The sequence below is a fragment of the Citrobacter sp. Res13-Sevr-PEB04-36 genome, from assembly GCF_015672735.1.
GTDB lineage: Bacteria > Pseudomonadota > Gammaproteobacteria > Enterobacterales > Enterobacteriaceae > Citrobacter.
In genome coordinates, this window is sequence record NZ_JADABY010000036.1 from 1 (window position 1) to 8341 (window position 8341).

Genomic DNA, 8341 nt, shown 5'->3' on the forward strand with positions numbered 1-8341 from the left:
CGACTCCGACAGCGACTCGGACTCTGACAGCGATTCAGACTCCGACAGCGACTCTGACTCCGACAGCGATTCCGACTCCGACAGCGACTCTGACTCCGACAGCGATTCCGACTCCGATAGCGACTCGGACTCCGACAGCGACTCGGATTCTGACAGTGATTCCGACTCCGACAGTGACTCTGATTCCGACAGCGATTCAGACTCCGACAGCGATTCAGACTCCGACAGCGATTCAGACTCTGACAGCGATTCAGACTCCGACAGTGACTCTGACTCCGACAGCGATTCAGACTCTGACAGCGATTCAGACTCCGACAGTGATTCAGACTCGGACAGTGATTCAGACTCCGACAGTGATTCAGACTCGGACAGCGACTCGGATTCTGACAGCGATTCCGACTCCGACAGCGACTCGGACTCCGACAGCGACTCGGACTCCGACAGTGACTCGGATTCTGACAGCGATTCCGACTCTGACAGTGACTCTGATTCCGACAGCGACTCTGATTCTGACAGCGACTCGGACTCCGACAGCGATTCAGACTCCGACAGTGACTCTGATTCTGACAGCGATTCGGACTCCGACAGCGATTCAGATTCTGACAGTGATTCAGACTCCGACAGCGATTCAGACTCTGACAGCGACTCGGACTCAGACAGCGATTCAGACTCGGACAGCGATTCCGACTCCGACAGCGACTCTGACTCCGACAGTGACTCTGATTCCGACAGCGACTCGGACTCAGACAGCGATTCAGACTCGGACAGCGATTCCGACTCCGACAGTGACTCTGATTCCGACAGTGACTCTGATTCCGACAGCGACTCGGACTCCGACAGCGACTCGGATTCTGACAGCGATTCCGACTCTGACAGCGACTCTGACTCCGACAGCGACTCTGACTCCGACAGCGATTCAGACTCCGACAGCGATTCCGACGCTGACAGCGACTCTGATTCTGACAGCGACTCAGACTCCGACAGCGATTCAGACTCGGACAGCGACTCGGATTCTGACAGCGATTCCGACTCTGACAGTGACTCTGATTCCGACAGTGACTCTGATTCCGACAGCGACTCTGACTCTGACAGCGATTCCGACTCTGACAGTGATTCCGACTCCGACAGCGATTCAGATTCTGACAGCGATTCCGACAGCGACTCTGACTCCGACAGTGACTCGGATTCTGACAGCGATTCCGACTCTGACAGCGACTCTGACTCCGACAGCGATTCAGACTCCGACAGTGACTCGGACTCCGACAGCGACTCGGATTCTGACAGTGATTCAGACTCCGACAGCGACGCCGATTCTGACAGTGACTCTGATTCCGACAGCGATTCCGACTCCGACTCCGACTCCGACAGCGACTCTGACTCTGACTCTGACTCTGACTCTGACAGTGACTCCGACAGCGATGCGGATTCCGATGTCGACGCCGATAAGCCCATTTATCTGGAGGTTGACTTTAAGGTATCGGGGACCTCAAAAGTCACCGAAATCAACGGAGGGGGCGGAAGCGACAACGGCTATGACGTTGATGAAAACGGTAAGATTGTCTCTGTCGGTAAAAACGTTGTGCTGTGGATCACTCAGGGCGATATTGAAGCCGGACGCATTTCCGATCAGATTCCTGCCGATCAAATTAAGGTTTACTCCAACGGCAACCCATCCGGTTCTGAAAGTAAAAGCGACGTGTTCCTGCTGCATGAGGGTAGCGGCTACTGGCAGGATGGTAACTTCCGGACCATGGACTCCGTAAGAGGGAACACCACCTCAGCTAGCGGCCCCAACGGGGATGCCCGAGATACGATATACGTGCAGGATGATGGTAAGGGATGGAGTGCGAACAAGGGCCCGGCTAACGTTAACGGCAATATAAACTATGTCGATAATGTCTCCGTGACGATAAACGGTCATACGGTCGTTCAGGGCTCTAACTCCATCTCTGACGTAACGTCATCTAAGGGCGGTAGTGGCTGGGATCCTAATGCGCCGGGAAGCCATACGTCATGGCACTATGAACTCTCTCTGGATGCCTCCGTTACTGGCGGTGGTGAACACGATCAGATTACCTCTATCACCCTTTCCGGCTTGCCAAAAGGCAGCATAGACTTCAACGGTAAAACCTATGCTGTTGACGCAAATGGTCATGTCACCATTGACGTAGATGATACTGCAGATCTGAATGCGAAAATTACGCTAAACACCGATAGTCAGATCACTCCGGGAGATATCAAGGTAGATATCTCGTCTGAGGTCAATAATGAGACGCACAACAGCGGAGAGATCGCCGCAGGTGACACTCACCACAGTATTACGCTGTCCGGGGAAGATACCTCAACGCACACTGTCACCCATGATGCTGATGTTCAGTCGCTGTCAGTCGATGAACATCACGAGCTCAACGACAATACTGCGCGGACGCAGAGTGAAGATAACACTGCGCCTCATCACGTTGATCAATCCACACAGAGTGATGCCACCAGCGAAGAGACCGACAGTCATGACCAAACGCATGCGTTATTAATCGATAGCGAAGATCTCTACCTGACGCCAGCCGAGCCCCTCAGCGACGCGACATCACCCGAACATACCGACACGCTCAACGCCAACACGGACTTACCGTCAGAGGTGTCGTTAACTAATCTGCTTGGGGATGATGCGCTATCGCCCGATGATGCGTCCGCGACGACCATAAAAGCGGAAACCGCAGAGGCAAGTCACGATGAAACATCCGATGACAATACCACGAGTGCGACAACGCTAAGTCACGAAGCACCGCTCAACTTTAGCGATATTATTCACGACGAAGGTAGCGACCACGACCTGGGCAAACTGCTTCCGGTGGCTGACGTCAGTGCCGAAAGCCATAACGGTGCCGATCACATTGTTGCTGGCGATTCCCCTCACGATGCAGGGGATGCCTTTACCGGGGGAGACCACTCTCTCGTCGACGACCTGATTGCCAAACCAGATACCGATTCCTGACAACATCCGCCCCCACGGCAATGATACCGCGGGGGTGTTCACACGCTTATGTCCGGGACATGCTTTTTCTCTGAAGACATTTCCTCGACATTTTATCCGGCAAGGACAAAAAGCCTGATAAATTAATGCAATAAGGATAATAAATATGAAGTACCGCGCACAGATTGCTTTTGGGTTATCACTTCCACTCCTCATGCTGGGGCACACCAGCGCGACAACACTTGAGCAGGCCATTAAAAACACCTTGAACTCGCACCCGCAAATCAGCGCATCCGTGAACAGCCGTTATTCTGCAGACCAGGATCTGAAGGCGGCAAAAGGCGGGTATTTACCCACGCTGGATCTCTCCGCCGGAACCGGCTGGGAACAAACGGATAATGCCACCACGCGCGCCTCAGGCGATCACCTGCGTGACTTACACCGCAGTGAATCCAGTATCAATCTGAAGCAAAACCTCTTTAATGGTTTTGCGACCACCAGTGAAGTCGCGCGCCAGAAAGCCACGGTTAACTCAAGGGCATTCTCCCTACTGAATACAACAGAAACGACGGCGTTAACCACGATTCAAAGTTACCTCGATGTACTGATGCAGGAAAAAATGGTCAAGCTGGCCGAAGAAAACCTGAAGAACCACGAACGTATTTTCGATCAGATTCGCTTGCGCACCGAACAGGGCGTTGGCCGTGAAGCGGATTTCGCACAAGCGGAAGCTCGCCTTGCCCAGGCGCGCAATAACCTGCTCACTGAACAAACAAATCTGGAAGACTCCCGCACCAACTACTTCAGCGTTACGGGTCAGGAAGCAATCGACCTCACCCTACCACAACCCACCAAAATTCCGGCATCACTGGAGGAAGCCAGCAAAGTCATGCTGGCAAACAGCCCACTGCTGAAACAGGCTAATGCCGATGTTGAGGCGACGCATCAGCAATATGAAGCGGCAAACTCCCGCTTCTACCCGAGCGTCGATGTGGATGTTGGACGTACTATGGATAACAATATCGACGGCACCCGCGGGCATAATCAGGAGTGGCAGGCCATGTTGCGTATGCGCTACAACCTGTTCAACGGCGGCAGCGATAAAGCCCAGCTCACCTCCTATGCGTACAAAATACAGGAAGCGCAGGACATCAAAAGAAACACACAGCGTCAGCTTAGCGAGGAGCTGCGCCTGGCCTGGAATGCGCTGTTGAATGCGCAGCAGCAGGTGCCGATTGCGAAAGATTATGCCGATCGCAGTATGGTAGTCCGTACCGCTTATCAGGAACAGTTCAGCCTGGGCGACCGTACCTTACTCGATATGCTCGATAGTGAAAATGAAGTGTTTAGCGCACAGCGTCGCTACGTACAACTGCAATTTGTTGAAATGTTTACCACTTACCGCATAAATACCCGAACGGGTGAACTGTTAAAACAGCTCAACATTCAGGCGCCTTCAGCGGCTCTGCCGGTTGACGAAATGCAAACATCTAAAGCGGAACTCCCTGAATTAAAGTAACGCGTATCGGGTTTATGGGGTATTTTTGTCATCGATGAAAAAAATACCCCATTGTTGTAATCACCCCGGCGATTTTTTCGCTCGCATGTAAGGTCAGAAAATGGCACCTCAAACTGATTCAGTGGATAACACAACCGCTTCGGGTAATGATGACATCAGGCACGATCCTCAACAAAATCATGACGATCCCCTTCTTGATTGTTTAATGGTCGTTTGTAAGCTCCATAACATCATCACCAGCCGCAACGCACTGACCTCTGGTCTCCCGTTAGAGGAAAACCGTCTCACGTTGAGTACCTTCCCTCGCGCAGCGCAACGCGCAGGGCTTAAAGCCCGGGCGATCCCGCGTCCGTTAGACGCCATTGCAAATATTTCCCTGCCCGCCATTATTTTGCTGAAAAATGCGCAGGCCGCTGTGCTATTAGGCTGGGATGAGCAACAACGCGCCCGTCTGCTGTGTGCGGAAACCAAGGGTGGCGAAGTCACGGTATCCAGAGACCAACTGGCGGCTGACTACAGCGGGAAGACGTTTTTTATTCAACCTGAACATGAATATAACACCCAGCCCAGTTCCACTATTCCGCGGACGAAATCGTGGTTCCAGGACACACTGAAATTATCGAAATTTCTCTACCTGGACTCCGTCGTAGCCAGCTTTCTTATCAACCTGATTGCGCTGGCTACCCCTTTGTTTGTGATGAACGTCTATGATCGCGTCGTCCCCAACCAGGCAACGGCAACGCTATGGATGCTGGCGATAGGTATCACCATCGCATTCGTCTTTGATTTTATTCTGAAAATTTTGCGCGGTATTTGCCTCGACCTGGCGGGTAAGAAGACGGACTTAATTATTTCTGCAGCACTGTATGAACGGCTGATGGGAATGAAGATGAAGCTACGTCCGAGCCGGGCGGGCGGTTTTGCTCAGAATTTTCAGGAATATCAATCGGTACGCGATTTTCTTTCTTCACTCACCTTAACCACATTTATCGATCTTCCCTTTACTTTGTTGATTTTGCTGGTGATCGGCATTATCGGCGGGCCACTGGTCTTTATTCCGTTGGTGGTTTATCCCATCGCACTACTGATCAACTGGATGATCCAACGCCCGCTAATGACGCAGGTACAAAAAACCTATCGCCTGTCTCATGAACGTCAAGCAATGCTGGTGGAAACCCTGACGGGCCTTGACGCCATCAAAGTGAATAATGCCCAGAGCGAAAGACAGTACCAGTGGGAACAGGTGATTGGCAGCCTGAGCAAGCTGGAGTTAAGGGTAAAATCACTGTCTTATGTTGCTGTCAATTTTACCAACTGGCTACAGCAGTTCAGCGGTGTGATTATCATTGTCGCCGGGGTGTACTGGATTATCGCCGGTAATCTCAGCATGGGCGGTCTTATTGCCTGCTACTTGTTACAACGCCGCGCAATGATGCCCATCGGCCAGCTCTGTAGCCTCATTACTCGCTATCAGCGAGCCAAAATGACCAAAGCCACCATCGACAACATGATGGATCTCGAACAGGAAACGCAGCACCACGAAGTCCCGTTGCGGCGCGAAACGCTGTCCGGCGCTCTTGAATTTCATGATGTGACGTTCCGCTACCCACAAAATGAGTATGTTTCACTCAACGGTGTCTCCCTAAAAATTGCACCGGGTGAAAAGGTGGGCATCATTGGGCGCAGCGGCTCCGGTAAAAGCTCGCTGGCAAAACTGCTGGTTGGCTTCTATCAACCCGATAGCGGAATGGTTCTGGTCGATGGAATTGACGCCCGCCAGCTCGACGTCAACGATATTCGCCACAATATTGGTTACGCGCCCCAGGATATTCACCTGTTCAGCGGGACGCTACGCGATAACCTGGTGACAGGCGCGAGCTACGTGGATGAAGAGACAATGGTCCGCGCTGCGACAATCGCGGGCGTGCATGACTTCGCTCGCCGCCATCCGTCCGGCTACAACATGCAAGTGGGTGAACGAGGTATGAATTTATCCGGTGGTCAGCGACAAGCCGTCGCTCTGGCACGGGCACTATTGCTCGATCCCCCTATTTTATTAATGGATGAGCCGACCAGTTCTATGGATAACACCAGCGAAGACCTGATAAAAAAAGCGCTCGCGCCAGTGGTCAGCAATAAGACGCTATTGCTGGTGACTCACCGGGCTTCACTGCTGTCATTGGTTGACCGCCTAATCGTCCTCGACAACGGCAAAATTATTGCTGATGGCCCGAAAGAAAGCGTGTTGAATGCACTGAAAAAGGGGCAGATTCATGCGAACCGATAATCGACTCAGCCGCCTGATGAAATGGCTTGTGGGTGATAAAAATAAATCTACGTTCGCCGCGAATGAAGTCAACAAGGCACTAATCGACGACTCTCCTCGCGTCGTGCGCATCACTTTGTGGGCAATCCTCGCGTTCTTTATCATGATGATTATCTGGGCCTCGCTGGCAAACATTGATGAGGTTACACGTGGAGAGGGTCGGGCGATCCCATCATCACGTCTGCAAAAAGTACAAAACCTGGAAGGCGGCATTGTTTCTGAAGTCTTTGTTCATGAAGGGAAAATGGTGAAGGCCGGTGCGCCGTTGCTGCGTCTGGACGATACCCGTTTCCGCTCCAATGCTGGCGAGTCCGAAGCCGACCAACTGGCACTTGAGGCCCGTATACAGCGACTCACCGCCCAACTTGCCGATAAAGACAGCCTGACACTCTCGGCAGAAATCACGCAGAAATCCCCCGATATCGCCAGCGGTGAGATGGACCTGTTTACCAGTATGAAGCAACGTATCCAGAGCGAGTTGGGCGGGCTGAATGAACAACTGGTGCAAAAGAAACAAGAGCTTTTAGACTACCAGGCCAAAGCCAACCAGACGCGCCGCAGTCTCGGACTACTGCAGCAGGAAATTAGCATGTCTGAACCTCTGGTCGCGAAAGGGGCCATTTCGAAAGTCGAAATACTGCGCTTGCGCCGTTCGGAGGTTGATACCCGTGGCCAGTTAGAATCCGTTACGCTGGCAATCCCCCGGGCACAAGCAGCCATCAAAGAAATTGAAAACAAGATGAGTGAAACCCGCGATCGCTACCGTAGCGAAGCGCTCACCCAACTCAACGAAGCGCGCACAGAGCTCAGCAAAATCGAAGCGTCCGGGAAAGCCATTGAAGACCGGGTTAACCGAACACTGGTTACCTCTCCGGTGCGCGGTATCGTGCAACAGATGATGGTCAATACCATCGGTGGCGTTATTCAGCCGGGTAGCGATTTGGTTGAAATTGTCCCGTTAGATGACACCTTACTCATCGAAACGAAAATCCGACCGCAGGACATCGCCTTTCTGCATCCAGGCCAGGAAGCGATGGTGAAGTTCACCGCTTATGATTACACCATCTACGGTGGTTTGAAGGCAAAACTGGAACAGATAAGCCCGGATACGGTGACCGATAAAGAGGGGAAAAGTTATTACGTAGTGCGCCTGCGTACCGAAAAAAACCATCTAGGCAGTGATGAAAAACCACTGATCATCATCCCCGGGATGGTGGCCTCGGTAGATATTATTACCGGTAGAAAAACGATTCTGGCTTATTTGCTAAAACCAATTCTGCGAGCCAAAGCGGAAGCCTTCCACGAACGCTAGTGGCAGTTTCCGATAAACGGCAATTTTAATCCCTGCCATTAATTTACCCTGCCAATTTTGGCAGGGTTTATGCCCTGTTACGCCATTTTAAGACAATTTAACTTGTGCCATCGGCGTCCCGTTTATACAACCTTAAATACCCTCTGGAATAATTCTATTTTTATTTCATTTTCGGCAATAAAGGACCTCAATAATGCGCGGGAATAAAATCAT

The 8341-nt window shown here is 51.9% G+C and carries 4 protein-coding genes; all 4 read left to right on the forward strand.

Annotated features, from left to right (window positions below; genetic code table 11):
- On the forward strand, positions 1-2992 hold a 2992-nt coding region (locus IMQ48_RS10340), incomplete at its 5' end, for a hypothetical protein (protein ID WP_196208961.1).
- Positions 2993-3137: 145 nt separating this feature from the next.
- Positions 3138-4490, forward strand: a complete 1353-nt coding sequence (locus tag IMQ48_RS10345; RefSeq protein WP_196208962.1) for a TolC family outer membrane protein — start codon at positions 3138-3140, stop codon at positions 4488-4490.
- A 100-nt stretch (positions 4491-4590) separates the two neighbouring features.
- Positions 4591-6777, forward strand: a complete 2187-nt coding sequence (locus IMQ48_RS10350) for a type I secretion system permease/ATPase (protein WP_196208963.1) — start codon at positions 4591-4593, stop codon at positions 6775-6777.
- Positions 6764-8128: an HlyD family type I secretion periplasmic adaptor subunit gene (locus IMQ48_RS10355; RefSeq protein WP_196208964.1), complete on the forward strand. Its 1365-nt coding sequence runs from the start codon at positions 6764-6766 to the stop codon at positions 8126-8128. The genes IMQ48_RS10350 and IMQ48_RS10355 overlap by 14 nt, the downstream gene beginning before the upstream one ends.
- The last annotated feature ends 213 nt before the right edge of the window (positions 8129-8341 follow it).

Bases quoted from the DNA above. Each gene is read 5' to 3' on its own strand.
- IMQ48_RS10350 (WP_196208963.1), top strand. From the start codon at position 4,591: ATGGCACCTCAAACTGATTCAGTGGATAACACAACCGCTTCGGGTAAT.
- IMQ48_RS10355 (WP_196208964.1), top strand. From the start codon at position 6,764: ATGCGAACCGATAATCGACTCAGCCGCCTGATGAAATGGCTTGTGGGT.
- IMQ48_RS10345 (WP_196208962.1), top strand. From the start codon at position 3,138: ATGAAGTACCGCGCACAGATTGCTTTTGGGTTATCACTTCCACTCCTC.